We start from the raw sequence: 25,947 nt of genomic DNA on the forward strand, positions 1-25,947 counted from the left end.
TCAATATCGTTTTCCCTGATGAAGGGATATGAAATTCCCCTGGTCAAATACCTTTTTGCCGCGTATATACGTTTGTTCTACCACACCATAAAGCGTTTCATTAACATATGGTGTTAGTTTATGTTTATGATACAAATCTTCAGCGTTCACCGTGAATGACCGTTCCGGGTCCCATACCACAAAGTCTGCATCATATCCGGCCGCTACTTTTCCTTTCCTGTCTTGTACACCAGCCAGTATAGCGGGCTTTTCACACAGCCATTGCGCGATCTGTGGTAGTGTTACATCCCGGCTACGGCCTGCTGTCCATAATGCGGGCAGTGCGAGTTGCAGGGAGGAGATGCCGCCCCAGGCTTTGGTAAAATCACCGGTCTCCAGTTCTTTTAACTCGGGTGGGGAAGGGGAGTGGTCTGTCGCGACAAAGTCTATTACACCTGCTTTCAATGCATCCCATAACTGCTGATTGTTTTCCCTTTCCCGGATAGGAGGAGCGCATTTGAAACTGGTATTACCGTCTGGTACTTCCTCTCCATTAAAATACAAATAATGCTGGGCAGTTTCAACAGTTAATGGCAATCCTTTTTCCTTCGCTGCCACTATTTGTTCAATTGCATCGGCTGCAGAAAGATGTACAATGTGTACGCGGCAGCTATATTTTTCGCAGAGGCGGATCATCAGGTCTATAGCAGCCTGTTCCCATGCCTGCGGCCGGGAGGCCATATACTGCCGGTGGGAACGTTTGTTCTCCTGTACAGGTGGATGCTGGCCTTCTGCCATCAGTTCACAATGCACCAGCAATGGCAGGTTATGCCTGGCAATGATGGGCATCACTTTATCCAGGTCAGCGGCTGTAACATTCGGAAATTCATCAATGCCTGAATGTACCAGGAAGGCCTTAAAGCCCCGGACACCTTTATCGATCAGTGGTTCAATCTCATTGTCATTACCCCGAATAATACCACCCCAGAAACCGCAGTCAGCATGTAGCTGAGGTGCAGCAGCCTGTATCTTCTGCTCCAATGCCTGTACGGTAGTAGTGACAGGTGAAGAATTCAATGGCATGTCTACCAGCGTGGTAATACCGCCTGCAATGGCAGCCCGTGTGGCGGTGTCAAAGCCTTCCCAGTCTGTTCTGCCCGGTTCGTTAATATGTACATGAGGATCAGTGATACCGGGCATTAACACCTTATCGCCAATATCAACGATGTTAAAGGCGCCCTCAGGGAGATGGGCCTGAATAGCGTGTATCCTGCCGTCTTTGACGAGTACTGCTGCCTGTTGTAAACCATCAGGAGTGAGTATATTATTTCCTTTTATAATGAGGTCATACATATCGTGGGGTTGTAAGTAAAAGTAGGCAATTAATTCTTTATATTAGGGTATGTTATCATCAAATAAAATGCCCCATTATGAAAATCAAACTTGGAGAAAACAGCTATGGAAAGAATGCGGTACAATTGTCAAAGATCATCCGCCATCCTGCTTATCACGAATTCAGACAGGTAACTGTGAATGTATCGCTGAAGGGAGATTTTGAGGAGGCGCATACAACAGGTGATAACAGTAAAATCCTCCCAACAGATACGCAGAAAAATACCGTGTATGCCCTGGCGAAAGATCATTTTAAGACTTCCATAGAAGACTTTGCCATATACCTGGCGGATTACTTTGTAAGGACCCAGGCCCAGGTAGCAACATCCACTATTGAAATAACAGAACACGCGTACCAGCGTATGCAGTTTGATGGGGTGGAACATCCGCATGCCTATATCAGCGGAGGATCGGAGAAACGGACCACCCGGGTGACGAAAACTGCTACTAATGTTAGTGTGCAGTCTGGTATTACAGATCTGCTGATCCTGAAAACGACAGATTCCGGTTTTGAAAAATATATCAAAGACAAGTACACGACATTGAAGGAGACGGCCGACCGCATCCTGGCAACAAAGTGTGAAATAACCTGGACCTATGGTAAACTGCCTGCTGACTATACCGCACAGTTCAACAGCATACGCGGGTTGTTGCTGCAGACATTTGCAGGACATAAAAGCCTTTCCGTACAGCAGACTTTGTATGCAATGGGCAAGGCTGTATTGGAAACATATGCAGGGATCAGCGAGATTCATCTGCAAATGCCCAACAAACATCATATACCCTTCAACCTGGAACAGTTTGATATACAGAACCAGAATGAGATCTTCATTGCTACTGACGAACCTTATGGACTGATCACCGCAACAGTGACACGTGAGTAGCCTTCTTAGCTGCGCAGCTAATGCAGTACCGGAATGCTATGTCGTACTTTTATTATCTCTGCTGCAATGGCAACAGCAATTTCTGCAGGCGTCTGACTACTGATATTCATTCCCACCGGTGCATGTATCCCGTTTAGCAATGTGTCGCTAATCCCTTCTGCCCTGTATGTCTCAAACATCTTTTCAATTTTAGTGGCGCTGCCCAATATTCCGCAGTACCTGAACGATTTATGTAACAGTGCTCTCAGTGCAATATCATCCGTCCGGTAACCAACAGTCATAATCACCACATAATGATTATCTCCCGGAGGGATCATTACTTTCAGCTGACTATAATCCCGCACAAGGGTCTTTTCATGCGCTGAAGTGTTTTGCGCCAGCGTATGGACCTGCGGACGATCTTCAAAGACGTGCACGTAGAAGTCCAGTTTCTCCATGATGTCAGATAGTGCCAGTGCACAGTGTCCGCCGCCAATGATATACAGGAAATCCCGGTATCCGATCTTCTCCCTGTATTCCCAGTCCAGTTCTGACTGCATGGTGTAATAATGGTCCGGCTCACCATGTATCTCGGTTGTAAAGTGCAGGCCCAGCGGAGACAATTGCAGGATACCCTGCTGGTTTTGAGAAAGACAGGCAATGATCTTATTGACAGGCGTAATGCTTTCGGGCAGCAATTTATACAGTAGAATGGTCTGATCGCCGGAGCAGATCATACCACTCTGATGCCTGGCAGCTTCTTTGTCGTGGAATTGCTGGTGAATGGAGTAGGACGTTGCGAAATGCCCCAGTTGCTCCTTGGCCATTTCCACAAACTTGTGTTCCATGATGCCTCCTCCGATGGAGCCTTCTATAACCCCGGCCTGGTTGACGGCCATAAAGAAGCCTTGTCTGCCCGGACTGCTGCCATGACTGTCCAGTACATAGAGCAGCATAACAGGTATATTCTGCCGCAGGCTTTTACAGATTAATTCCCAGGTGGCTAACTGTTTCTTCATGCTGATTAGTTTCCTGATTAGTTTTTGAATATAGCGCCATCAACACTTTTTCCGGTGTCATAGGTGTACTGAAAGGGATATCAGCGTTGGGGTGGAATGCCCGTATTGCATTGCTGAGTGCAAACCAGGCACCTATGCCGTACATCAGCGGTGGTTCTCCCACTGCTTTGGACCGGAAGATGGCCAGGTTGTCGTCATTGGTTTGTAATGCGTCTATCGCAATGGTTTTCGGAACGGAATAAATATCCGGCACCTTGTAGGTGGATAAGGCATTGGAACGTAACCTGCCATCTCTATCGTAAACTACTTCCTCCATCGTCATCCAGCCGATGCCCTGTACAATACCGCCTTCTATTTGTCCGCGGTCAATGTCTGTATTCATACTGTTCCCGAAATCATGGACTACCTGTACGGTATCGATGGTGTAAGTACCCCGCAGACAATCTACTGTTACTTCCAGGATAGCCGTACCATACACGTGATAAGCGAAGGGATGACCTTTCTCTTTTACATCATCAAAGTGTATTTCAGGTGTTTTGTAATGTGCATGTTCGGAAAGACTTACTCTTTGCCGGAAGGCAGTGTTAATCAGCTGCTGCCAGTCCCAGGAGGAAGGCGAGCCTTTCACCAGTACCTGTTCATTCACAATTGAAATATCTTCCGGTGTTGTTTGTAGTCCTTCGGCTGCTACGCGTTTCAGGCGTTCCAGGATAGCGGTACAGGCCATTAGGGTGGCTTTCCCGTTCAGGTCAGCGGTAGCGCTGGCTGCAGAAGGGGAGGTATTGGCGATGGTGTAGGTACTGGTATGATTGAGCTTTATTCTTTCAGGTGCAATAGCAAATGTTTGTGTTGCCACCTGTAATATCTTGGTGTTCACGCCCTGTCCCATTTCTACCGCACCTGTAGTGATGCCAACACTGCCATCGGAGTAGACGTGCACCAGTGAGCGGGCATTATTCATCATGGTATTGGTGAAAGAAATGCCGAAGCAGATGGGCATGAATGCAAGGCCTTTCTTATACAGTTTATTAGCGGCATTGAAGCTGTTGACAGCCTTGTGGAGATCGTCGGCGTTGTACAGTGTTACTGCTTTTTCCCAGCAGGTCAGTGCTTCACTTTTGGCGATTTGTCCGTAAGGAAATTCCTGTCCTGTTTGAATGAGGTTTTTTTTCTGGATGATGGATGCATCTACCTGTAAGCCTTGTGCCGCTTTTGCGATAGCTGCCTCTATGACAAACATTCCCTGCGGACCACCGAAGCCTCTGAAGGCGGTATTCGGGGGCAGGTTTGTGCGGCAGCTCCAGCCGGTTGCTTTTACATGCGGAATAAAGTATGAATTGGTGCAGTGGAATAATGTTCTGGCCAGTACTGCAGTGGAAAGATCAGCAGCAGCGCCGGCATTCTGGAAGAAGGATGCCTCGTAGGCGATAATCTTATAATCATCATCCAGTCCTATTTTAAAGTCGGCCGCATAAGGATGCCGTTTGCCTGTCATGGCCATGTCTTCCATCCTGTGCAGGGCATATTTGACGGGCCTTTTCAGCAGCCAGGCAGCCAGTGAACAAAGGGCAGCCCAGGTATTTGCCTGATCTTCCTTGCCACCAAAACCGCCTCCCAGGCGGGTAACGATGACTTCAAAGCGATGCATAGGTTGTCCGAGTACAGAAGTTACCGCCCGTTGTACCGCCGCCGGACCCTGTGTGGAGGAGTAGATACGCAGGCTGTTATTCTCCTGTGGAATGACGTAGGCGCCCTGTGTTTCTATGTACAGGTGTTCCTGTCCGTTGATATCCACACTGCCTTCAAAGAAATGTGTACACTGTCGCCATGCATTGTCTATATCGCCCAGTGTGAAGGTGCGGGGAGGAATAATGAGCTCTCCTTTGGCCTGTGCCTCCCTGGGATCGGTAATAACAGGTAATGGATCGATCTTGACCCTGATCTTCTTTACGGCGGCCCTGGCGGCCTCCCGGGTATGTGCCACAACAAAAGCTACGGGCATTCCGCAGAAGTGAACATGATGATCTGCCAGCAGGGGTTCATCTTTGATAACGCCGCCTATTTCGTTCTGTCCGGGGATATCTGCTGCGGTGAATATGCGCACTACACCCGGCATTTGCAGGGCGTCTTCCAGTATCAATTCCCTGATGGCGCCATGTGCTACGGGTGAGCCATACGCTGCTCCGAACAAGGTGCCGTTGATGACCGGCACATCGTCCAGGTACACAGAAGTACCGCTGACATGGGTGTTGGAATCAATATTTTTCATAGCACGTTTATAATAACAGTTCCACCTGCAGCGAAGGGAACAGGGTGATGAAATGTGCTTTTATCAGTTGTTCCAGCAATAAGCGCTTATACACTGCTGTACCTCTGGCATCACTGATAGGCGTGATCTCTGACTGTGCAATGGCACAGGCCACTTTTACCACGGCCCCGCTGGGCGCCTTTCCTGTCAGGAAGGCGGCCGTATCGGGGAGTAATGTTGGTACTGGTCCCACGCCGCCTGCTGAGATACGAACTGTTCCGATCAGGTTTTCCTTCATGGTGATGCAGATCGCCGTATTCACACTGGCGATATCCAGGTGGGTACGTTTGCTCACCTTTTCAAAATGGAAACCGGTACTGGTATCGGGCAGGTCAAACCAGCAGCGTGTCATATATTCCTCCTGACGTTTATCCAGTTGTTTGTAGCCTTTATACAATTCACGTAGCGGTAATGTTCGGATAGTGGTACCGTCGCTCAGCTCAATAGTGGTATCCAGGGCGAGGAAAAAGATGGTCAGGTCTCCGATAGGGGAGGCGTTGATAAAATTTCCGGCAATGGTGGCCATATTGCGGATAGGAGTGGAAGAGATCAGGCTGACATAACTTTCCAATGCAGGAAAGTAGGTCTGCATAATGGGAGATGCCAACAGATCATTGACGGTACAGGCCGCGCCGACCACACAGCGGTTGTCTTCTTTGGTGATGCCTTTCAGCATTTCCTGTCCGAACATGAAGCGGAGGGGTTGTTCCTGTATTTCCTCCGGTTGTTGCACATAAAGATCGGTTCCGCCACCTATAAAGCGGGGTACCATTCCTGAAGGAGGTGTCAATTCCCCGTTTAGGGACAAAAGAAGGCGTTTAAGGCGCTCTTTTATGCCTGAGAAGTATGCAGGAAGAATTTGCTGTTCAGCGGCAAATTGGGCCGGTTCCTCGTCATTTCGGCCTGCCAGTTGTTTGGCAACGGCGGCGGCGGCTCTTTCGATGGATTTATACCCGGTACAACGGCAGATGTTACCATCGACAGCGGTAATCGCATTTTCAGGGGTGGGAGCCTGCCTGCTGAGGCAGAATCCGGCCAGGGACATCACAAAACCGGGCGTGCAGAAACCACATTGGGTAGCGGCATTGTCTACCATAGCCTGCTGTATGGTGTTGAGCGCCGGCAGCATATTGATGCCTTCAATTGTCACGATATGTTTGCCATGGGCATTGCCTAAAGGCATCAGGCAGGAGGTAAAGGAGCGGTAGGTCAGCACACCATGCCGGAGCTCGCCTGCGAGGATGGTGCAGGCGCCGCAGTCACCCTCATTGCAACCAGTTTTTGTGCCGGTCAGGTGCTGATGGTAACGGATAAAATCCAACAGCGGCATACCAGGTGGGAGGGTGGTACCAACATCTTCATTATTCAGAATAAACTTCAGCACGGGTAACAATTGAGGTTTCTCTGAAGTTAATGAAAATTTTCCATCCTGTACCAGCTGTAGCCATATTCGGGGTGCTTTTGTGTCCAGGATCTGCCATTTGCCCAGGCCTATTTCCGGGCATTCTTTGCGCAGGTGGATAATGTTGATGGTCCCAGCCTGCGTCTGATGCCACGGTCATACAACTGCATATTCTTTTCAGGGCCGAATTGCTGATATACTTTTTCACGCTGTTTATCTGTGAGTCTGCCCAGATCTATTTCATCATGATTCCGCAGGAAAAACATCCACTGGGAGGTAGGTGGAATCTCCCGCGTATCCAGCAGCGCTTTTTTAAAGGGTTCAATATCTCCGGTGGCAAGGCCATAGAACAGGTACTGGTTAGCATAAAAGTTGAACATCGTATGCATACCATTCCCGTCCTGCCCGAAGTAGTCGTTGTTTTCTTCCGGCATCACGTTGGCTTCTCCCAGGATGAGTGCCTCTCCGTTCCGCCACTGTACAAAACGCCGGATCTCCGGGATGATCCTGAGATCATGTTCCGGCTTGTCAGGATCTGATCCTGGTTTCTCAATAATGAACGGAACTGCGTCCAGCTGGAAGCCTGACACGCCCTGGTGGCAAAAATACAGGGCCGATTCAGCCATAAATAAGCACGAGGGCATTAATCTCTTTGCAGGCACTCTTCTTCAATGGTCAGAGCGATCTTGTCCAGGAGCTCCCTGTTCAGGTGTTTTGCTTCTTCCACATAATCGGGAACCAGCCGCTGTTTATCATTTTCATAGAATATGATCTCCGTACCATTCACCGTAGCAGATATTTTGTATTCATGGCCGATCTTTTCGATGCCCGCCTGAATAATGTACTGCTGGCCACCATATTCGATCTTTAGTTCATGTGTTTCCATAATGTCCGTTTCTTTCATCAAAACAAAATGGAGGCCATTGAAAGCACCCCCGCTTTCCTTAATTTTGTAACCGAACGGTTGCTTAAAATACGTTTATCAAAGATGAGAAGGGATGTTTTCCAGGCAATAGCCGACCCTACCAGGCGGGAGATTATCAATCTGCTGGCACATCAGGCATTGAACCTGAATGCGATAGCTGACAATTTTGACATCAGCAGGCCGGCGGTGTCCAAACATATCCGTATACTGACAGAATGTGGTTTACTGATGATCACCCAGCAGGGGAGGGAGCGTTACTGTAAGGCAAACCTGCAGAAACTGCAGGAAGTGTCTGAGTGGGCAGAACAGTTCAAATCGTTCTGGATGCAGAAACTGGATGCGCTCGAAGATTTCCTGGAAAAGGACAAGAAAGAAAACGGAAAAAAATAAAGGGAGGCTACCAGTCAATTGAACAGCCTCCCGCTTAACATCTGGTTGACAAGGCAATTTTACTCACTCCAGGGCGAATGCAGAATGCAGTCGCAGAAGTTCTTACGGTGGAAGTTGGGTATCATAAAAGCGCAGACATCCGCCTTGATATTTCCAAACGTGGTGTCTGTCTTGTGTTTAAATCCGTCGAAGAAAGTGGGGATGATTTTCTTTTTGAAATCAGTCCGCGGAAATGCCTGAATGATCTCCTTCCTATGCTCTTCACTCAGGTGCTCATATCCTTCTCCCATCACATCGAGCCCCACGCCTGAATACATCAGTGCTACTTCCGGTTCCTTATATTCAGCGATACCGATAGTTGTATGCAGGGCGATGGTATCCCATACGCGTTGCAGCGCCTGTTCAGGATATCCGTGACTTTTCAGAAAATCCCTCGCGGCATTGGCGCCGTCTACTTCAAAACGTTTGTCCGGACTACTGTAATGCGGTGTTAGTCCCAGGTCATGGAAGATGGCGCTGACGTATAACAGTTCAGTATCATGTTTAATGTTCCCTCTTTTTGCATTGAGGGAGGAAAAGAGGAACACGCGGAGGGAATGATTATAGAGAAATTCCGTACCGTATTCCAGCAGTAATTCCGTGGCCTGTTTCGCTACCTGGCTGTCTGGTATGTCTATTCCGGCTAGTCTTGTTAATCTTGTTACTGGCATAAGTTTAAATTTATGCCACAAAATTACCGGCAGGGGAAGGTGTGGGAAATGCTAAAAACTGCGGATCAGATACCAATTTTCACAAACTGGGTGCGGTAGTCGTTGGGGGAGAGTTGTGTTTCTTTCTTGAAGAAGTTACTGAACTGGTAGGGAGTAGCGAAGTTTAGGAGGTAAGAGATCTCTTTCACGGGTTTGGATGAGAATTGCAGCATTCTTTTGGCTTCTGCTACCAGCTGGCCATTGATGATATCTTTGGCTCTTTTACCAGCGCAACGTTTGCAGAGGTCAGCCAGTTGCCGGTAGGAGATGCCTAGTTTCTCCGCATAGTCGGTTACTTCGTGGGTATTGCGGTATTCTTTGCTGACCAGTTCTACGTACTGGCGATATAGCTTATTCTCAATTGTACTGTGACCTTCGTGCAGCAGGCTGTTGATGTTGGCTACCTTTATCATGAGGATCTTCAGGTAAGCGGCAAGGGCATCAGCTTTGTTTACATAGTCGGGGGTATTGAATTCATCCAGGATGGTTTTCAGCAGGCTAACCAGCGCTTCCTCATCCTGCTGATTTAATTGCATTTGCTGATGTCCTGAAGGATCGTTGAACAGGACGGCCTTACAGTTACTGGCGCTGGCCGGCGCTTTTTCCCAGAAGCAATCTCCGAACTGCAGTGCGTAACCTTCCAGGTGGTTGTCGCCGTTTACGGCATAGATCTGTCCTTTGGAGATAATGAAAAGACTATGTGGTGTAATATTGTAGGTGGCGCCATCAATGGAGATATTGCCATGTCCTTCTTTAACGAGGATCAGTTCATTAAAGGAAATGCGACGCAGGGTATTGTCTTCGAACAATTGTCCGCTGATTTCCGCCACAGAAAAAGAATCCTGTAGGGCAGGGTTGATATCAATGTTCAGTATATGTGCTGCATGCATGAGGCAAAATTACGGAAATAAGAGGGGCAAATTGAAAAACCTGGGGAAAGGTCGCATAGATCAACTGTATAGCTGAATCACTCGCGACAATCGGCTCCGTAGGAGCTCCGTGTTTGTAGCGCGGGGTTTCAACCCCGGGAATATAATAAATCATTCGCGACAATCGGCTTCGCCAGGAGCCGGCTTGTTTGTAGCCCCGGGTGATAACCCGGGGAGACGAAAAAAAACCTTCACCCCATAGGGTGAAGGCCACCATAACATGGAAATCAAGCATAGTGTTTGTTCTAGTCAGGATATGGCTTCCGTTATGTCTTTTGCCGGTTGTTGCTTTCCGGTAGGGGCAAACCATTGTATACAGGTGCAAGGTTCACCTTTTTTCTGAATGTGGAAATCACCGAAAACGGGGAGGCGCTACAGATCTTTCAACATCCATACGGTGCAGGCAAAGTGCCCGGAATTACCCAATGCTTTATCCAGGTGGCGGAAACCGGCTTTTTCATACATACTTACAGCTTTGGCGAAATCAGGAAAGGATTCGAGGTACATCTGCGTGTATCCCTGCTCTCTGGCAGCTACGAAGGTGTGTTCCATCAGGGCTCTGCCGATACCTTTTCCCCTGGCTTTGTCGGAGAGATAATATTTTACTAATTCGGCGCAACCTTCTGGAAGGCCTGCTGTGGGGAACAGGCCACAGCCGCCCAGTATTACGCCGCCTTCTTCGGCGACGAAATACGCGCTGCCGGGTATCTGGAAGAGGTCATATAACCTGTCTGTTTCAGGATCGGAGTAGACGGTTCCCTCTTTTGGAATATCAAATTCTTCGAATGTATCACGTACAATCTTCGCTAATGCGGCATTATCTGTTGTGGCAATGGTTCTGATGTTGACTGGCATGGTGTGCTTATGGTTATTAATGTACTTAATGATTCTTCCTGAAAGATACGCACTTGTTTGAAAATGAGGGTAAACAGTGTTATAATAAAGCCATTCATTAAGAAGAATAACCCTGCCAGTGTTCGCAATAAAGCATACGATCATACAGGAAGAGTCGCTGAGGAGGTCTCTCCAAAGGAATCCGGTAATGAACTATTATCCGGACAGTTTATCTCATACAGGCAGCATCACTTTCCTGAATAGTTTTTTAATCAGGTTGATCTCATCGGCATAGGCTGTCTTCTTACGGGTACCGAAGTATAATGTATTCTTCAGTTTAGTCGCGCCTTCCCACAGCAATTTAATCTCCTTGTTTTCGATCTCTTTTCTACAGAGGAAATCAGGTACTACAGCTATGCCTTTCCCGCTTTTAAGGCAACGCACAATAGAGTTTAAGTTGGGGACAATATAGTTGGGTCTGAAGTCAGGATGATGATTGAAATTCAGTTTCCAGAACCTGAACAGGTGTTCCATATCGCCTGTAGTACCGTACCACTTCTGTGTTTTCAGCCATTCCTCAATAGCGTCCATATTTTTTCCTTTGGTCACTTTGTTGAATGCTTTTGTATCTACCTCATTGCCTGCTACCAATACAATTGTTTCAGAAGAGAAGGCGTCGTGGTCAATATTGCCAGAAGTACCTTTCTGTGGTGTGATGATCAGGTCGAGGATGCCCTTGTCAAGATTATCCAGCATTTCCGGGTAATCTCCAAAACGGATGATGACATTGAAAGGTAATGTGGAGATGTATTGTTCCAGTGTGATCTGAAAGGTTTCGAAGCACATGCCTACACTGATAGTCGGCGTATGTTTCTCGGTGCTTTTCTGAAAGTTCTTTTCTGCATCCTCGAGCTTATTGAGGGGTTCAATAATGAAGTTGTAGAAGACCTTTCCCTTCTCTGTAGGCACCATTTTCCTGCCTGTTCTGTCGAATAATTTATACCCCACATAATTCTCCAGTGAGCTTAAATGCAGGCTGACACCGGGTTGGGAGATGAACAGGGCTTCCGCTGCTCCTGTGAGCGTACCTGTTTTATATATCGCCTTGAATGTTCTGTACCATTCGAGATTGACCATAAGGATACTATTATAATTCTGATACAAAGGTATGATTTAACTTGTTTTAATAATAATAAGGTGCGGGGTACTTTTGTCATGTCAAAAAGAAAATAACGCATTATGACAAAGGTATTTATCATCAATGGAGGTCAGCAGTTCGGCCATTCCGGCGGCCGGTTCAACGAGACCATCTCAGCGGCTACCGCTGAATTTTTCCGGAACAGACCTGGTTTTGAAGTGAAGACCACCAACATCAATCATGACTACGATCTCAGGGAAGAGGTCGCAAAATATACATGGGCCGATATCGTGATCTATCACACGCCTATCTGGTGGTTTCAACTGCCGCACGGTTTCAAGCAGTACATAGATAAAGTATTCACTGAAGGACATGGTACAGGGATCTATCGCAGTGACGGGCGTTCTTCTGCTAATCCTGCTATCAACTATGGTACAGGTGGTATGTTGCACGGAAAGAAATATATGGTGACCACTTCATGGAATGCGCCTAAGGAGGCATTTACATTACCCGGGGAGTTCTTCAAAGAAACGAGCGTAGATGAAGGCATCCTGTTCGGCTTTCACCGTATGAATGCATTTATAGGACTGGAACCCTTGCCTGGTATGCATTTCCACGATATAGAGAAGAACGCGGATGTAAAGAGGGACCTGGGGCAGTACCAGCAACATCTGGAGAATATAGTTACAAATCTTAACTAACACACAATGGAATACAGAACATTAGGCAATACAGACCTGCAGTTATCAGCTATCACATATGGCGCATTTGCCATAGGTGGTAATATGTGGGGCGGTAATGAAGCAAAAGATTCAATAGCAGCTGTCCACGCTTCGCTGGACAATGGCGTAACAACAATAGACACGGCGCCTTTTTATGGTTTCGGATTGAGTGAAGAACTGATTGGGGCCGCTATTAAAGATAAGGACAGAAGTAAAATACAGCTGTTGACAAAGTTCGGGCTGGTATGGGATGGCAGTAACCAGGGAAAGGGAGAATACTTCTTTGATGCATCAGAGAATGGAAAAACCATTCCCGTGTACAAGCTGACTTCAAAAACGAATATCATCAAAGAACTGGAAGAAAGCCTGAAACGCCTGGGTACTGATTATATTGACCTGCTGCAACTGCACTGGCCGGATGCAACCACGCCGGTAGAGGAAACAATGGAGGCGTTGCAAACATTGATTGGCCAGGGAAAGATCAGGGCTGCTGGCGTCAGCAACTATGATCTGCCATTGATGAGGGAAGCAGAGAAAACAATCCGGCTGGCGTCCAACCAGGTTTCTTACAGTATGCTGAACCGGGGTATTGAAAAGGAATTAATACCCTATGCGATCGAAAAGAATATAGGAATCATTGCTTATAGTCCCCTGGAAAGAGGCTTGCTAACCGGCAAATATTTCGGAAATACCGCTTTAAAAGCAGATGACCACCGGAACGGCTATTTCGGTCAGTTTTCAGCAGATAAGGTAAAGACTTTCCTGGATAGTATCACTCCGCTGGCGGAAAGTAAAAAGGCGACATTATCACAGCTGGTATTACGCTGGACTACCTTACAGCCCGGTATTACCATAGTGCTGGCAGGCGCCCGTAATGCTGCACAGGCAGAACAGAATGCACAAACCATGAACCTGCAATTGACGGCGGATGAGATTGGATTTATTAATAAGGAACTTGAGAAAGTATATGGGGAATAGCACGACAGAAAGGAGGTATTAAATAAGTAATATATACTTTTGTTGAACAGTTTCGGTTCCTGGTAACGAATGTTGCCAGGAATTTTTTATATTTCAGGTATTGTAATGTCAGCTTGACCCTGTAAACAGCATGTAGATGAAAACAACCAATTATTACAACACCTTTATTGAGGTTGCAGAAGATTGCCCCGTAAAAACCGCTGAAGTTCCACCCATGAGAGGCGAGAAGACTATCGCCAATATTGAATTTGAGTTGTTGATCGAGAATCCTTATGAGTTTACTTCCGATGATGTGCTTTTTCATGTGTATGCTGCAAAAAGTCATCTGAAAACAAAAGAATTTGATGCGGAAAGAGCACTGTTCTTTTCCAAAGGACAGGCCTGTTTCCGTTCTTCTCCGTTAACCAAACGCTATGGCTGGGGCGCTCATTTTAATGACGAAGGCAGGATGGCGATTTACCCGGTGGAATCAGCAGAATATCAACAGTTCTCGAGGGACAAGACCCTTAAACAAGTGAAAGCCATGCGTTCAAAAAAGGCATGATCTGTTAAAGAAAAAAGCGCCCCGGACGAGGCGCTTTGGTAGATAGAGGATTACATAGGACAGCTTATAGCTTGATAAACTTAAATTTCCGTATATCTCCCGGACGTGTTTCTACCAGCATGATGTACATGCCACTGGCGAGGCGTGTAACAGGCATGGTGATAGTTGTCTGTCCTGTAGGCACATCATATTGCTGTATAGAATATTGTCTGCCGGAAACATCCACCAGTAAGATCCGGTACTTAGCAGCCTGTGTAACCCCTTGTACGTGCAGGTTGATAACGTTGGTTGCCGGCACCGGATAGATGTACATATCACGGGCAGTCAGTTTAACAGTATCTGAATAAGCGAAGCTGTTGTCTTCACTGACCAGCTTTAACCTGTAATAAACGTTACCAAATTGCGCTGCAAGGGCAGGGAATTCCTGGTCTTCATACTTGTAGTAGAAAGAGCCGTTACTGTTGGTTGCCTGTTGCGTATTGATGAGGGAAAAGTCTTTATTGTTGGTGCTTCTTTCCAGTTCATAGCGGGATAAACCTTCCTCATTTCTTGTTCTCCATTCCAGGAATGCATTGCCTCTCTGAAGACTGCCGGTGAAAGATGTGAGGAACAGTAACTGAGGCGACAAAAGATTATTCAGCTTATATTTCACCACACCCAGATCTGGCGTTGCGAAATAGATATCCGCACTGTTTTCATAACATTTGAATTCAATGGATGAACTGCAGGAAATGTACGCCAGCATATCGGCAGATACATTTGACCATTTGGCGCCTTTATTTGTGCTGAATGCCAGGCGGGTATCTGTATAGTTGGTGGAAAGAGAAACTGCGAAAATATGCCCGTTTACGGCATTGGAGTAAGTCACTCTTTTAAGATCGCTGGCAGGCAGTGACAGTGTCCACTGATCGCCGCCGTCTGTGGTCTGGAAGATGCCCTGGGTGGTAGCAACGGCCATTGTCTTTTCATCGAAAGGATTGGCTTTCAGGTCCCACACCATATCGTAACCTTCTGTCAGTTCCAGTCCCTGGATCTTTTCACCCCAGGTAACGCCCCCATCCTGAGACAGGTATACCTTCGTGCCGGCAGAGAGATAGAGTGTTTGTCCGCCGTTGCCATGAGGAACAAAGGCTGCTGTCAGCAAGCCATCGTAGGGAAGGGATACAGGTATCGCTTCGGGGTTGGCGGCATCACTGAAATCGACCCGGAAAAGGGTAGAGAAAGACGAGTAATAGGAATAGGAAATCCAGTAACGGTCTTTGTTATTGGGATCCCGCTGAATAAATCCCAGGCCCGTTGCAAACTGGTCGGAGGGCAGCTGCTTAAGCGTTGCGCCCTGGTCGTCGCTGTAAAACAGTTCCGCAGGATTAGAGAATCCGTCGCTGGCCCGGAACAGGAAAATGCGTCCGGGTACGGTGGTATCTGGTATTACCTGCATTTCACGGACGTTGACCACGTCATACGGCTGGATATTGTAAGCGGCTGATTTGCCGGTGGTAAGATTTTTAGAGATGTATCCGCCCAATACGGAATAGTATAACTGCGGATTGCTGCCATTACCCAGCGCCATTGATGAAGCCACACAGAAAGGCAGTTTGAGCTGGGTGAAAGTTTTGCCTCCGTCGGTGGTGTGTTGTGGCCAGGCATCAGAAGAGATGAGCAGGTCATTACTGTTTTTCGGATTGATGGCCATGGAGGTGCCATAATAGTATACGGGTGACCTGGATTGAAAAACGGTTGAGGTCCAGTGAGCGCCTCCATCAGTGCTTTTCAGTATCTCATTCTCATCGGTCATCCAGAGGTTTTTGTTATTACCAGGGTCGTAAACTATCTGGGTAATATTGTCCAGTGTCTGGTCGGTAAAGGTCACCGGTACCTGTTCAAAAGTCTTTCCGCTGTCAAGGGTATGGAAAAGTGCTTCGGGGCCTGCACCAAAATTGATAAAGGAACCGATGAAGAACTCTTTATGATCTTTAGGATTAAAGGCGACAGCGGAGAATGTTCCTTTACCGGCCAGTTCTTCGCGCCAGGTATTACCTTCATCTGAAGAAATGAGCAATCCTCCGTTTACCCCCTCGGAGCCAAGGCTTCTGGCGAGATAGATCTTTTTGGGATCGTCAGGATGGAAGAATGAATTATTGACATGGACACTCTGGTTCTCCCTGCTATAGTAGATGCCTGACATATTTTCACCACCATCTTTGGTAAAATAGACTTCAGTGATCACCAGGGAGAAGCCTTCCATGTACTGGGTATTAAGGACTACAATCTTTCCTTCCGGGTCATAAATATCATAGGATGCTACCCATGCATCAAGGTATTGATCAGGTGTAATATAATGCCGGATGGTGGCTTTGGTTTCCAGGTCGACTACATACAGGCCGTTCATGGACATATCGGGAGAAGAGGTGGCTACAAAAGAGAATGATTTGTTGCCAGGCAGTAGTTTGAAGGATGATATCCGGGTACGGCTGTTTTCAAAGGAATAGAAGATCTCCCAGGTCTTACCCCTGTCGTAGGAGACCATGATATGGTTGATCAGGCTGACGGCATATAGTCTTTCGGGTGCTGATGGATCCTGCGTAATCTCCCACAGCTTTCCATGGTCGCCCGTTGCTTCATAGGAAAACTGGGCCCTGGCTGAAAAAAACAGTAAGAGGAATAGGTTAAAGAGTAAAATTTTTCTCATGAATTTTGGTCGATTGGGTACTGCCGTGAAAGTACCCCGCTTCTCTCAAAACGCATATGTAATTAACAGGACAGGGGTGGGACAAAGTGTGACATTTGTCCTATAACCCCGATAAATATTCGAAAAGTGAGGTATTATCAGCCAGTTGCATCTTTTTCGTGATCCGTTCTTTTCGTTTACGGCAACCTTCGGGAGTGATGTTCAGCAGTGATGCAATTTCCTTTGTATTCAGGTTCATGTAGATGTATGACAGGAAACGAACATCGTTTGAGGTGAGGTAGGGATGGTTCTGACGGAGGGCGTTCAGGAATCCCTGGTTCACTTCCTGGAAATGGGTGCTAAAGTCGTCCCATTCATCGTCGGTCCGCAGGTAGCTTTTGAGTTGGGAAATATGCCGGGTGCTGTCCTTACTTAAATCAGGCATTTTCGAAATGGCGGTGATGATCTCGTCGATCAGCTCATTTCTGCCGGAGAGGTAGAGGGCTTTGGCGGAAAGCTTACGGTTCCGGATCTCGATCTCATTTTTCAATCGTTCCTGCTCCAGGAGGGCGGCAGTTTCTTTCTCCTTCAGTTGTTCCTCCAACAGCAGTTTCTGGTTTTTTTCGTTCTCAAATTCCAGTGCCATGATCTTGTGGCTTCGTTCTGCGATCACTGCTTTCTGGCGGTTTTCTACCGTTTTGATGCGCATCAGCCAGATGAAAAATGCAATGACGACGGCAATGAAGGCCAGGGCGGTATACAGTAATCGGCGCTGGCTGCTGAGTTGGGCCTCGTTCAGGGAGAGAGTGTGTTTAGAGTTCAGCAGCTCAAATTTCAGTTTGCTGTTCTCGAATTGCTGACCGTTCTTGATAATATTAATAGTATCCCGGAACCGTAATACGGAGTCTTTCTCAGCCAGTGCGAGGGCGTAGGCATGATTTTTAAAATGAATATCTGACAATGTCTGGTGGAGTTCTATTTTTTCCTCCAGGTTGGGAGAAAGGGCCAGGGCTTCATTGGCATAGGAGAGGGCCTGGTCCAGGTTATTCTCTTTCAGTTTCACTGAGGTAAGCAGGGTATAGATGGTGATCTGTTCATCCCTGTAACCTGAATCGCGGGCGGTTGCGAGTAACTTTGTGGACAGGTGGTCTGCTTCGATGGTATAGCCTTGCTGGAATTGGTTCTGGGCATAGGAGTATTGGGCGCCCAGCAGTTTCCGGGCATCGTTCTGCAGGTAAACAGTCGCTTCCCGGAGGTATTCCCTGGCTTTTTCCAGTTTGTGCATTTCATTGTGTACGATGCCCAGGTTTAAGGCGTAATTACCAATCCTGATCTTATCGTTTTTTTCTTTAGCGATGGTGTAGGCTTTCTGGAAGTATTCTGTGGCCTTGTCGAAGTTCTTTTCCTTGGAGTAGAGGATGGCGATATTGTTCAGGACTGTCATTTCCAGGGTAGCGTCCTTTTCTTCCATTGCGATGTTGTATGCATTGAGGAAGTTCCGTAATGCTTCGCCGTAGTCCAGCATGAAATAGTAGGTGAGGCCGATATTGTTAGTAGCGAGGAAGAGTTGTTTCTGCCAGTGCTTTTCGGAGGAGAGGCGTTGTACTTCTGTGAGCAGGGTAATCGCCGGTACGAATTTTTTTGCCATCATAGAGTCGATGCCTCTTTTGATGAGGGAGTCACAGTAGGGTTTGCTGTTAGGATGAGCATACAGACAGGAGAATAAGAGCAATGTAGTTATTAATAAATACTTTTTCATCGTTGTGAGGGATGACTTAGAATATAGATTTTGGTTGGCGGCCTGTTGAAGGCAGTGTTTGAAAATAGTAAAAAATGAATAAAGCTGCTATATGGTTTGTGGGTATAACGTTTATGATAGCAGAATGTTACAATGTATCGTAGCAATATCAGCCGTTGGGCGCTTAGTAGCAATGCTTGTTCTTTCGGGTATATCGTATAGGGTATAATGTGAGATATGGAGTTAGTTGATAAGACAAGGTTATAGAGGAGGAATAAGCTCCATGGTATTATTAAGAACGCCAGATAATTTACTTATAAGTTTATATAATAAAAAGGGACGGAATTTCATCCGTCCTTTTTTATTATACAGTTTTGTTCATCAATGCATCGGCGCATCTGTCAACTCTCCGGAACCAGAGATCACTTTCGCCAGTTCAGGATTTTCTTTCTTTTCACGTGTCATTACCTTGTAGGTAATAACAACACTGAGCAGCATACACACTGCACCAATTAAGAAGTGGATACCTGGGAAATAGAATGGCGCCTTATCAGATGTGAAATAACTGAAGGAACTATTCATAATCAGCGGACCGATAACAGTGGTCAGACTCATCAGGCTGGTAAGTGCACCCTGTAATTCCCCCTGCTGATTACGCGGTACGTGACCGGATATAACTGATTGCAGTGAAGGACCGCAAATACCGCCAAGGCAATAGGGGATCAGGAAGGCAAACATCATCCAGCTCTGTGTTGCGAAGGCAAAGAGTACCAGGCCCAATGTATACAATAGAAGACCGATATAAATACTTTTCTCGTTGCCGATCTTTGGAACGATCACTCTGGTCAGTCCGGCCTGCACACCTCCTACCAATACACCTACTACAGCGAGGGAGATTCCTACCATTGTCTCACTCCAGTGAAAACGGTAGATGGTAAAGAAGTTCCAGTTACCCTGTACGGACTGTGCACCCAGGTAGATGAGGAAAAAGCTGATGGCCAATCCACCGATCTCAGGATGTTTTGTCAGGAAGTTCAGTGAGCCGAAAGGATTTGCACGTTTCCATTCAAAGGGACGGCGGTTTTCTTTGCTCAGAGATTCTGGCAGTATAAAGAGGCCATACAGGCAATTCAGGAGACAGAGTACTGCCGCGGCATAAAATGGCGCCCTGATACCCCAGGTGGCCAGTAATGCACCAAGAGCTGGCCCGAGTACAAAGCCCAGACCAAAGGCAGCGCCGATCATTCCGAAGTTCTTGGCCCTCGTTGTTTCATCAGGGCTGACATCTGCGATGTAGGCAGTAGCAGTGGTGAAGCTGGCGCCGGTCATACCTGCGATGACACGTCCGATAAACAACCATCCGTATGTAGGCGCTAATGCCAGGATGATATAGTCAATACCGAAGCCCAGCAGGGAAAACAACAGGATGGGGCGGCGGCCAAATCTGTCGCTCAGGTTGCCGACTACCGGCGCAAAAACGAATTGCGTGATAGCAAAAACGGATAACAACAATGCGCCATAAGGACTGGCTTCATTCACTGAAATGCCTTTCAACTGGGCAATCAGGTCAGCCATAACGGGGATAATCAGTCCCCATCCCATGATGTCAATCAATAAAGTAATAAAAATAAAGCCAATTGCAGACTTTCTGGTTGTATGCATAGAATTGTAATTGAGACTTATGAAATTGAATACTGCGGCCTTTCCGGCGGGATAATACGTTAGAATGTAAACGGTGATATGGCACTGTCATCACTTATGTAGCCATATAGTTATCTGCAAACGTTATTACCGATATTAATATGATTGTTGTTGATCTGTATTTGCATATACTGCTTCCTATAACACAAACTTAGTGCGAAATACTTAATATTAAGGGAGGCAAATACGCCAAATTACAGGGGGAATTGCGTCAAACTGCATGGTTTCATCCGGATGTCTCATAATAACTAGCTGATTGATAAGATATAATTAAATATGTTTATCAAGCATGAAACAGTATTTGTTTCATGATGCAAAAGTAATCTCTACAGCAGGGGAGGGCAAGCTGCTAAAGGTAAAGCTGCGGAAAAAACCGGTGAAAGCAGGGATTAAGTCGGTGAGCCTGTAAGCCGGAAAACTGTTCCGTTTTTTACAATGCTGCCTCCGCCAATAGGGCTATATTTGTAATCATGATATTTAAAGAAATCATACCGGGCCTAAAGTTGCAGCCATATATCAAATGCTTCTACTATTACGAATCTGATTCGGATAGCAGCTATGATGATATTGTGTTTCCCAGCGGGACGATGGAAGTGATCTTTAATTTAGGAGCAGGAAACTGGAAGTCAAAAACGGATGATACCTTTTACACTACTCCGCCTATTGAGCTCTGGGGACAGATCACAAAACCGTTAGCCATACAGTCAGTTGGCCGGAATATCATGCTGGGCTTTAAATTTTATCCACATTCTGCCGCTTATTTCTTTAACGAACATGTATCTGAATTTAATAATAAAATAGTTGATGCTGTTGATGCGCTGGGGCCATCGTTAAAAACACTGCATGATAAGTTGCTGGAGACGCGTAAGTTGGAATCCAGGATTGCATTGCTGGAGGACTATTTATGGCAGAAACTGGCCGCATCGGAGAAGAGACATAACAAGATCAAATTCGTGGGCGATATTGTGCATTATCTTAAGAAGAATTACAGTGAGGATAATATTGTATCGTTATCCCATCGCCACAATATATCTACCCGGTATCTGAATATGTTGTTCTCACAATACACCGGGTTAGCTCCAAAGTTATTTTACAAGATAAACCGCTTTCAGCATAGCCTTAACCTCATTTCCCAGAGCGAGGAAAAGCTGACCAGTATTGCGTACAGTTCCGGTTATTTTGACCAGGCGCACTTCATCAAAGAATTCAAGCTTTTCACTGGTGTAACCCCTAATACTTTTGCTAAGCAGGCTTCACCCATCAACCAGGTATTGGCAGCCAGTTAATCTTTTCCGTTTTATACAATTTGTACTTGTCCTGCTGTGATAGTTTTGCCATGAAATATAACTGGTAAATCAACACATCAATTTAAAATAATACAGATCATGAAAAACAGATTTGACGAATTTCAGGCACTGCATCACAGCAATGATTTATTACACATCGGAAATGTATGGAACGCACAGAGCGCAAAAGTATACGAAGCGCAGGGGATTAAGGCAGTGGCAACATCCAGTGCTGCGGTAGCATCATCCCTGGGTTTTTCCGATGGGGAAGAAATGGCTTTTGAGGATTATTTATTGGTTGTTCAGCGGATACTTGCATCAACAAATGCAATAGTAAGTGTGGATATTGAAGGAGGATATGGCCGTACTCTGGAAGAGATCAGCAGTAATATTAAACGTTTATATGAGGCAGGTGTATCGGGTATCAATATAGAAGATTCTGTTGTAACCGGTGGGGAAAGACGTATCACAGATGCGGGGGAGTTTGCAGAGAAAATAAGACAGATAATGGAGCTGCTCAATAAAGATGGTGTTAAGATGTTTGTCAACTTAAGGTCGGATAGCTTTTTACTTGATATGCCGGGTGCATTGAAAGATGCATTGGCGAGAATACAGGTATACCAGGAAACCGGTGTGCATGGATTGTTTTTCCCCTGCATTAACAAGATAGGAGATATTAAACAACTCACTGCTGCATCAAAATTGCCGGTAAATGTGATGTGTATACCTGGCTTGCCATCGTTTGATGACTTGCAAAAGGCGGGTGTAAAAAGGGTGAGTGACGGACCTTTTTTGAATATGCATGTTTATAAAGAGTTTGAGGACATTATCTCGAAGATCAGATCCGAGGATAGCTTTGCCAGTCTGTTTTAACCGTGGAATTTGTCTTATATTGGCGGAGCCTGAAAACTAATCAATGCAAACGGACATTGATTGAATAAGATCCGCTAATATCCCTACCATGAAAATAAGATATATACTGACGGCGTTGCTGACAATGTATTTATGTAATATCTATGCACAGTCGACAGGAAAGAAGGATACCCTCTTTCTGTTGAGAGAGAAGCGACCTACCGGTTATCATACTGTTTTTATTGATACTAATCCGGCGTCACGGTATTACAAAGCGATCTCTGATTTCAGTTTCACTGGCGATGATAAGAAAATTTATGCCAGCACATTGGCAATCGTCAAAGATAAGCGGCTGACAAGATTTACCAGTAAAGCGTTTCCCAGGAAATGGATAAAGGTGTATCAATATCAGAAGAAATTCTATGTCTATTATCCCAGTGATTTTATGAGTCATTATATGGTCAGGGTAACGGATTCCACTTATATAGATTATTATGGAGAAGGTCCTCTCGCAAATAGGATAATATCCTTTAAGAGAGTTGATAGCAGTACATACCATTTCAAGCTGAAAAGCCCATATACGGGAATTCACCAAATCGTAGTTCATATCATTGATCCGAAAAAGGGCATAGCGGTTTTTGAGGAATCTGCTGAGACAGGGGAAACGTATTGTCACCTCATGGTCACTGCTGACAAGGTGAGGGTTCTGCCCATTATCGTGAATTATTCTCCTGATCAGAAAGAAGAAGAATTTGATTTTGGAGAGCAGGAATGTGGGGAATTAGCGGAACCGAAACCAGGACACAGACGCGTCGGTGGCGTTAGCTTTAGATAGTAGTATTATCCCCTGTTATAGATATTTGAAAAATTATAACAGGGGATAATGTTATACCGGCATTTATCCAAGCACTGCAAGTGCCGCTTCAAAACGAGGCGTACGCATCTGATGAACAGCCTCATTCAGCAGCGCTTTACCATACATCAGCTGACCTTCATAGGCAGCCAGGGATATTTTAGCGGCTCCCATCTGAGCACTGAATTCTTTTAGTGTGATGCCTTCCATCTCCTGGTTATGCGCATAATCTTCAGGTTTGCCTTTGGCTGCAAGCTGGAGCATCAGCGAGCCGTAAATGATCCTGCCCACCTGACGCATGATGTAAAAACGGGCTGTTTTATATTCATCTGCCGGACCACCAAAGTATGTATGGAGGAATACTTTTTCCTGTTCTTCGGTATGTACAAAGAAATTCGCAGCATTGGCCAGATCAATGTAGCGGTCGTTTAGAAAAGAGGTCGCCCAATCAATGATCCAGATCCTTTCTCCATCACATAAGACATTGCTGGGATTAAGATCATTGTGGCTGAATACTTTCTCAGCATCATTCCAGGGATATTTGCTTCTGATTGTATTATAGTTGCTGAAACATTCATCGAATATGGGACCTGACAGGATGTTGCACTGTCTGAACCCTGCTATTATGTCGTCGATAGTTTCCCGGAGGTCATTGCCGCTACCCTGATAAGGTACATTATGAATGGCTTTGATTGTTGCTGCCAGTTCCTGAGGTAATCTTTCTGGTCCAAAGATGGTGCGTACAGGTTTGCCATCGATAAAGCCACTGATAGAAATGCCATTTGCTGTATCCTGGAAGTGCAGGGGAGGAGCGATGCCTGCTTCTGCTGCCAGTTTATGGTTGGGAGAGAATATGGCCGTTTTATCCAGTTTCAGCACATATGGCTGGTCGTTGACGATGATTTTAAATACAGGAGCGGCGGAAAGTCCGCCGACCAGCAGCGAAATATCTGTAACGCTGGTGGTGCCGAAAGTCTGCTGTAAAGCTGCTTCAACTGCGGCTGTCAGCGGTGCAGGGATGTGTTGGGCAAGTGTCTGTGACATATAGCATGGGTTTAAATGGTCGTGCCGAGTAGTTTAAATAGTTCGGTAAGGGATTGATTCCTGGTAATCTCTGCGGGAACAATCTCTTTGGCAATGGCGTTGGCGGTTTCTCTTGCTTCTTCATAAATACGCCGGCCTGCGGGTGTTAGTGCGGCATAACTTACGCGGGCATCTCTTTCACTGGCTTCTCTTGCAACCAGGCCTGTTTTTTCCAAGGGTAGTAGCATACGGGTAATACCGGATGCGGTAAGTCCTGCTTTCTCTGCCAGGTCGGTCCGGCGGAGTCTCCCACCAGGAGCCTGGTGAAGCAGGTAAAGGATCGCGAAATCGGTAAAACCGATGCCATGCACACTTAATCCGTCGAATCTGCGGGACATCAATGCCTGCATTTTCGCCAGGTTCAGAAGTAACTTGAGAGAATGGTTTATTGTTGACATATACTTGAGTTGTCAAGTATTTCAAAAGTAAATATATTTTCCGGATTACAAACAAAATGAAGGAAAATTCTTGTGGAGGGTATATTACTTAAAATCTGCCGAGATGGAAGTCTGCTTCCATGCTTCCAGTTCTGCAGCCATGCCGGCAATTTTTTCTGATGCGCGATTGTATGCGTCTTGTCCGAGGTACAAATGGACCGGTGGTTCTTTACTTTCTGCGAGTTCAATTAATATGGCTGAAGCTTTTTCGGGGTCGCCAGATTGTTTACCATTATTTGCCAGATAGCGCTCGCGGGTAGATTTGATTGCTTCATAGCCTTCGATGCTCGTGGTAATATTTGCCAGGGAGTTTTCAGTAAGAAAGCCGGTACGAAAGCCTGAGGGTTCCGCAACAGTTACTTTAATGCCGAATTCTTTCACATCCAGCGCAAGTACTTCTGAAAATGCGGCTAATGCGGCCTTGGTAGCCGAATAAATGGACCAGCCAGGCGCTCCTACAAATCCGGCAACCGAACCGATGTTAATAATGTAACCTGATTGCTGTTTACGCATCAGCGGCAATACACTCTTTACGACATTAACGGCAGCCAATACGTTTACATCGAAGATCTTCCTGATATCCTGTTCGGCAATTTCTTCTACAGCGCCCATCATGCCATATCCGGCGTTATTAACAACAACGTCAATGCTGCCGAAAGCAGTGATTGTTTGCTGGATAGATTCATTGATACAATCGGGATTGTTCAGGTCAACGACCAGCGGAAGAAAGCGGTCTGCGTCGATGATGCCCACAGCTTGTTTTAAGGTTTGGGCGTTGCGTGAAGTTGCTGCCACACGGTAACCGCTTTCGAGCAGTTTTTTAACAAGTGTGAGTCCCAATCCCTGTGAGGCGCCGGTTACATACCAGACTTTTGAATTGTTCATGACTTTTAGTTTTGGAGTGAAGCAGCGTAAAACGGGGGCAATTAAGCGGCCGGACTGCTTTGTATTTTAATAACAATACAAAGGTGCAAAGGAATTATGTAGCGATTACGTGATCCATATCACATTTGAACAGACAACTGCATCTATGAATTGTCTCTCTTATCCGCGCCTCATATAACGAATGATTGCCAATAAATCATTATCTAAGCCTCGCTGTCTTAAAATAGCGTTCTGTATGTCACGGTGAACGTATCCATGATTAGCTCCGTACG

General features: G+C 46.1%; 24 protein-coding genes. 8 read left to right on the top strand and 16 right to left on the bottom strand.

Going from position 1 to position 25,947, the window contains the following annotated elements; all coding sequences use genetic code 11:
* Complete coding sequence (gene allB, locus BLR32_RS20750) at positions 1-1,332, bottom strand: allantoinase AllB (protein WP_089834778.1); 1,332 nt, start codon at positions 1,330-1,332, stop codon at positions 1-3.
* A 77-nt stretch (positions 1,333-1,409) separates the two neighbouring features.
* Between allB and pucL the strand changes: the two genes are divergently transcribed.
* Positions 1,410-2,255 (top strand): factor-independent urate hydroxylase, encoded by an 846-nt coding sequence (pucL, locus tag BLR32_RS20755; RefSeq protein WP_089834779.1) that lies wholly within the window; start codon positions 1,410-1,412, stop codon positions 2,253-2,255.
* A 17-nt stretch (positions 2,256-2,272) separates the two neighbouring features.
* On the opposite strand, the gene BLR32_RS20760 is transcribed toward pucL, so the two are convergent.
* From BLR32_RS20760 to BLR32_RS20780, 5 genes are all read right to left on the bottom strand, one after another.
* Entirely contained in the window at positions 2,273-3,253 is a 981-nt protein-coding gene (locus tag BLR32_RS20760) for an XdhC family protein (protein ID WP_089834780.1), read from the bottom strand.
* The gene (locus BLR32_RS20765; protein ID WP_089834781.1) at positions 3,216-5,522 is read right to left on the bottom strand and encodes a xanthine dehydrogenase molybdopterin binding subunit; all 2,307 of its coding nucleotides are present in this window, start codon (positions 5,520-5,522) and stop codon (positions 3,216-3,218) included. Before BLR32_RS20765 ends, BLR32_RS20760 begins: the two co-directional genes overlap by 38 nt.
* Positions 5,523-5,529: 7 nt before the next feature.
* Positions 5,530-6,945, bottom strand: a complete 1,416-nt coding sequence (locus tag BLR32_RS20770; protein WP_245705481.1) for an FAD binding domain-containing protein — start codon at positions 6,943-6,945, stop codon at positions 5,530-5,532.
* A gap of 107 nt (positions 6,946-7,052) precedes the next feature.
* Complete coding sequence (locus tag BLR32_RS20775; RefSeq protein WP_089834782.1) at positions 7,053-7,589, bottom strand: alpha-amylase family glycosyl hydrolase; 537 nt, start codon at positions 7,587-7,589, stop codon at positions 7,053-7,055.
* 17 nt (positions 7,590-7,606) lie between these two features.
* Positions 7,607-7,849, bottom strand: a complete 243-nt coding sequence (locus BLR32_RS20780) for a hypothetical protein (RefSeq protein WP_143011533.1) — start codon at positions 7,847-7,849, stop codon at positions 7,607-7,609.
* A 102-nt stretch (positions 7,850-7,951) separates the two neighbouring features.
* Between BLR32_RS20780 and BLR32_RS20785 the strand changes: the two genes are divergently transcribed.
* Entirely contained in the window at positions 7,952-8,278 is a 327-nt protein-coding gene (locus tag BLR32_RS20785; protein WP_089834784.1) for an ArsR/SmtB family transcription factor, read from the top strand.
* 59 nt (positions 8,279-8,337) lie between these two features.
* On the opposite strand, the gene BLR32_RS20790 is transcribed toward BLR32_RS20785, so the two are convergent.
* From BLR32_RS20790 to BLR32_RS20805, 4 genes are all read right to left on the bottom strand, one after another.
* The gene (locus tag BLR32_RS20790) at positions 8,338-8,988 is read right to left on the bottom strand and encodes an HD domain-containing protein (protein WP_089834785.1); all 651 of its coding nucleotides are present in this window, start codon (positions 8,986-8,988) and stop codon (positions 8,338-8,340) included.
* Between the two features lie 65 nt (positions 8,989-9,053).
* Positions 9,054-9,917, bottom strand: a complete 864-nt coding sequence (locus tag BLR32_RS20795) for a helix-turn-helix domain-containing protein (protein WP_089834786.1) — start codon at positions 9,915-9,917, stop codon at positions 9,054-9,056.
* A 411-nt stretch (positions 9,918-10,328) separates the two neighbouring features.
* Entirely contained in the window at positions 10,329-10,811 is a 483-nt protein-coding gene (locus BLR32_RS20800; protein ID WP_089834787.1) for a GNAT family N-acetyltransferase, read from the bottom strand.
* A 213-nt stretch (positions 10,812-11,024) separates the two neighbouring features.
* Positions 11,025-11,927, bottom strand: coding sequence for a LysR family transcriptional regulator (locus BLR32_RS20805; RefSeq protein ID WP_089834788.1), 903 nt, complete (start codon positions 11,925-11,927; stop codon positions 11,025-11,027).
* 102 nt (positions 11,928-12,029) lie between these two features.
* On the opposite strand from BLR32_RS20805, the gene BLR32_RS20810 reads away from it, so the two are divergent.
* The 3 genes from BLR32_RS20810 to BLR32_RS20820 all read left to right on the top strand — a co-directional run bounded on the left by BLR32_RS20810 (position 12,030) and on the right by BLR32_RS20820 (position 14,172).
* On the top strand, positions 12,030-12,629 hold the full coding sequence (locus BLR32_RS20810; RefSeq protein ID WP_089834789.1) for an NAD(P)H-dependent oxidoreductase: 600 nt from the start codon (positions 12,030-12,032) through the stop codon (positions 12,627-12,629).
* A gap of 6 nt (positions 12,630-12,635) precedes the next feature.
* Positions 12,636-13,628 (top strand): aldo/keto reductase, encoded by a 993-nt coding sequence (locus BLR32_RS20815; protein ID WP_089834790.1) that lies wholly within the window; start codon positions 12,636-12,638, stop codon positions 13,626-13,628.
* 136 nt (positions 13,629-13,764) lie between these two features.
* Positions 13,765-14,172 (top strand): DUF6157 family protein, encoded by a 408-nt coding sequence (locus BLR32_RS20820; RefSeq protein ID WP_089834791.1) that lies wholly within the window; start codon positions 13,765-13,767, stop codon positions 14,170-14,172.
* Positions 14,173-14,236: 64 nt separating this feature from the next.
* Here the strand turns inward: BLR32_RS20820 and BLR32_RS20825 are convergent, their stop codons facing one another.
* The 3 genes from BLR32_RS20825 to BLR32_RS20835 all read right to left on the bottom strand — a co-directional run bounded on the left by BLR32_RS20825 (position 14,237) and on the right by BLR32_RS20835 (position 20,240).
* Positions 14,237-16,861 (bottom strand): T9SS type A sorting domain-containing protein, encoded by a 2,625-nt coding sequence (locus BLR32_RS20825; protein ID WP_089834792.1) that lies wholly within the window; start codon positions 16,859-16,861, stop codon positions 14,237-14,239.
* 100 nt (positions 16,862-16,961) lie between these two features.
* On the bottom strand, positions 16,962-18,599 hold the full coding sequence (locus tag BLR32_RS20830) for a tetratricopeptide repeat protein (protein WP_089834793.1): 1,638 nt from the start codon (positions 18,597-18,599) through the stop codon (positions 16,962-16,964).
* Between the two features lie 360 nt (positions 18,600-18,959).
* Positions 18,960-20,240 carry a TCR/Tet family MFS transporter gene (locus tag BLR32_RS20835; RefSeq protein ID WP_089834794.1) on the bottom strand — a complete coding sequence of 427 codons (1,281 nt, stop codon included), beginning with the start codon at positions 20,238-20,240 and terminating at the stop codon, positions 18,960-18,962.
* A gap of 509 nt (positions 20,241-20,749) precedes the next feature.
* Here BLR32_RS20835 and BLR32_RS20840 point away from each other — a divergent pair.
* The 3 genes from BLR32_RS20840 (at position 20,750) to BLR32_RS20850 (ending at position 23,252) form a co-directional block, all read left to right on the top strand.
* Complete coding sequence (locus BLR32_RS20840) at positions 20,750-21,565, top strand: helix-turn-helix domain-containing protein (protein WP_089834795.1); 816 nt, start codon at positions 20,750-20,752, stop codon at positions 21,563-21,565.
* A 99-nt stretch (positions 21,566-21,664) separates the two neighbouring features.
* The gene (locus BLR32_RS20845; RefSeq protein WP_089834796.1) at positions 21,665-22,438 is read left to right on the top strand and encodes an isocitrate lyase/PEP mutase family protein; all 774 of its coding nucleotides are present in this window, start codon (positions 21,665-21,667) and stop codon (positions 22,436-22,438) included.
* A gap of 88 nt (positions 22,439-22,526) precedes the next feature.
* Entirely contained in the window at positions 22,527-23,252 is a 726-nt protein-coding gene (locus BLR32_RS20850; RefSeq protein ID WP_089834797.1) for a hypothetical protein, read from the top strand.
* Positions 23,253-23,315: 63 nt separating this feature from the next.
* On the opposite strand, the gene BLR32_RS20855 is transcribed toward BLR32_RS20850, so the two are convergent.
* The 3 genes from BLR32_RS20855 to BLR32_RS20865 all read right to left on the bottom strand — a co-directional run bounded on the left by BLR32_RS20855 (position 23,316) and on the right by BLR32_RS20865 (position 25,675).
* The gene (locus tag BLR32_RS20855) at positions 23,316-24,314 is read right to left on the bottom strand and encodes a phosphotransferase (RefSeq protein ID WP_089834798.1); all 999 of its coding nucleotides are present in this window, start codon (positions 24,312-24,314) and stop codon (positions 23,316-23,318) included.
* A gap of 11 nt (positions 24,315-24,325) precedes the next feature.
* Positions 24,326-24,751, bottom strand: coding sequence for a MarR family winged helix-turn-helix transcriptional regulator (locus BLR32_RS20860; RefSeq protein WP_089834799.1), 426 nt, complete (start codon positions 24,749-24,751; stop codon positions 24,326-24,328).
* Between the two features lie 84 nt (positions 24,752-24,835).
* Complete coding sequence (locus BLR32_RS20865) at positions 24,836-25,675, bottom strand: SDR family NAD(P)-dependent oxidoreductase (protein ID WP_089834800.1); 840 nt, start codon at positions 25,673-25,675, stop codon at positions 24,836-24,838.
* Positions 25,676-25,947: the final 272 nt, after the last annotated feature.

This window comes from Chitinophaga filiformis (assembly GCF_900102545.1).
In the GTDB taxonomy this organism is placed as follows: domain Bacteria; phylum Bacteroidota; class Bacteroidia; order Chitinophagales; family Chitinophagaceae; genus Chitinophaga; species Chitinophaga filiformis.

What these genes read in the sequence shown, in the direction of transcription:
- BLR32_RS20780 (WP_143011533.1), bottom strand. Translation starts at nt 7,849, where the DNA reads ATGGAAACACATGAACTAAAGATCGAATATGGTGGCCAGCAGTACATT.
- BLR32_RS20820 (WP_089834791.1), top strand. Translation starts at nt 13,765, where the DNA reads ATGAAAACAACCAATTATTACAACACCTTTATTGAGGTTGCAGAAGAT.
- BLR32_RS20840 (WP_089834795.1), top strand. Translation starts at nt 20,750, where the DNA reads ATGATATTTAAAGAAATCATACCGGGCCTAAAGTTGCAGCCATATATC.
- pucL (WP_089834779.1), top strand. Translation starts at nt 1,410, where the DNA reads ATGAAAATCAAACTTGGAGAAAACAGCTATGGAAAGAATGCGGTACAA.
- BLR32_RS20760 (WP_089834780.1), bottom strand. Translation starts at nt 3,253, where the DNA reads ATGAAGAAACAGTTAGCCACCTGGGAATTAATCTGTAAAAGCCTGCGG.
- BLR32_RS20850 (WP_089834797.1), top strand. Translation starts at nt 22,527, where the DNA reads ATGAAAATAAGATATATACTGACGGCGTTGCTGACAATGTATTTATGT.
- BLR32_RS20860 (WP_089834799.1), bottom strand. Translation starts at nt 24,751, where the DNA reads ATGTCAACAATAAACCATTCTCTCAAGTTACTTCTGAACCTGGCGAAA.
- BLR32_RS20845 (WP_089834796.1), top strand. Translation starts at nt 21,665, where the DNA reads ATGAAAAACAGATTTGACGAATTTCAGGCACTGCATCACAGCAATGAT.
- BLR32_RS20795 (WP_089834786.1), bottom strand. Translation starts at nt 9,917, where the DNA reads ATGCATGCAGCACATATACTGAACATTGATATCAACCCTGCCCTACAG.
- BLR32_RS20865 (WP_089834800.1), bottom strand. Translation starts at nt 25,675, where the DNA reads ATGAACAATTCAAAAGTCTGGTATGTAACCGGCGCCTCACAGGGATTG.
- BLR32_RS20825 (WP_089834792.1), bottom strand. Translation starts at nt 16,861, where the DNA reads ATGAGAAAAATTTTACTCTTTAACCTATTCCTCTTACTGTTTTTTTCA.
- BLR32_RS20800 (WP_089834787.1), bottom strand. Translation starts at nt 10,811, where the DNA reads ATGCCAGTCAACATCAGAACCATTGCCACAACAGATAATGCCGCATTA.
- BLR32_RS20775 (WP_089834782.1), bottom strand. Translation starts at nt 7,589, where the DNA reads ATGGCTGAATCGGCCCTGTATTTTTGCCACCAGGGCGTGTCAGGCTTC.
- allB (WP_089834778.1), bottom strand. Translation starts at nt 1,332, where the DNA reads ATGTATGACCTCATTATAAAAGGAAATAATATACTCACTCCTGATGGT.
- BLR32_RS20810 (WP_089834789.1), top strand. Translation starts at nt 12,030, where the DNA reads ATGACAAAGGTATTTATCATCAATGGAGGTCAGCAGTTCGGCCATTCC.
- BLR32_RS20790 (WP_089834785.1), bottom strand. Translation starts at nt 8,988, where the DNA reads ATGCCAGTAACAAGATTAACAAGACTAGCCGGAATAGACATACCAGAC.
- BLR32_RS20785 (WP_089834784.1), top strand. Translation starts at nt 7,952, where the DNA reads ATGAGAAGGGATGTTTTCCAGGCAATAGCCGACCCTACCAGGCGGGAG.
- BLR32_RS20805 (WP_089834788.1), bottom strand. Translation starts at nt 11,927, where the DNA reads ATGGTCAATCTCGAATGGTACAGAACATTCAAGGCGATATATAAAACA.
- BLR32_RS20815 (WP_089834790.1), top strand. Translation starts at nt 12,636, where the DNA reads ATGGAATACAGAACATTAGGCAATACAGACCTGCAGTTATCAGCTATC.
- BLR32_RS20835 (WP_089834794.1), bottom strand. Translation starts at nt 20,240, where the DNA reads ATGCATACAACCAGAAAGTCTGCAATTGGCTTTATTTTTATTACTTTA.
- BLR32_RS20830 (WP_089834793.1), bottom strand. Translation starts at nt 18,599, where the DNA reads ATGAAAAAGTATTTATTAATAACTACATTGCTCTTATTCTCCTGTCTG.
- BLR32_RS20855 (WP_089834798.1), bottom strand. Translation starts at nt 24,314, where the DNA reads ATGTCACAGACACTTGCCCAACACATCCCTGCACCGCTGACAGCCGCA.
- BLR32_RS20765 (WP_089834781.1), bottom strand. Translation starts at nt 5,522, where the DNA reads ATGAAAAATATTGATTCCAACACCCATGTCAGCGGTACTTCTGTGTAC.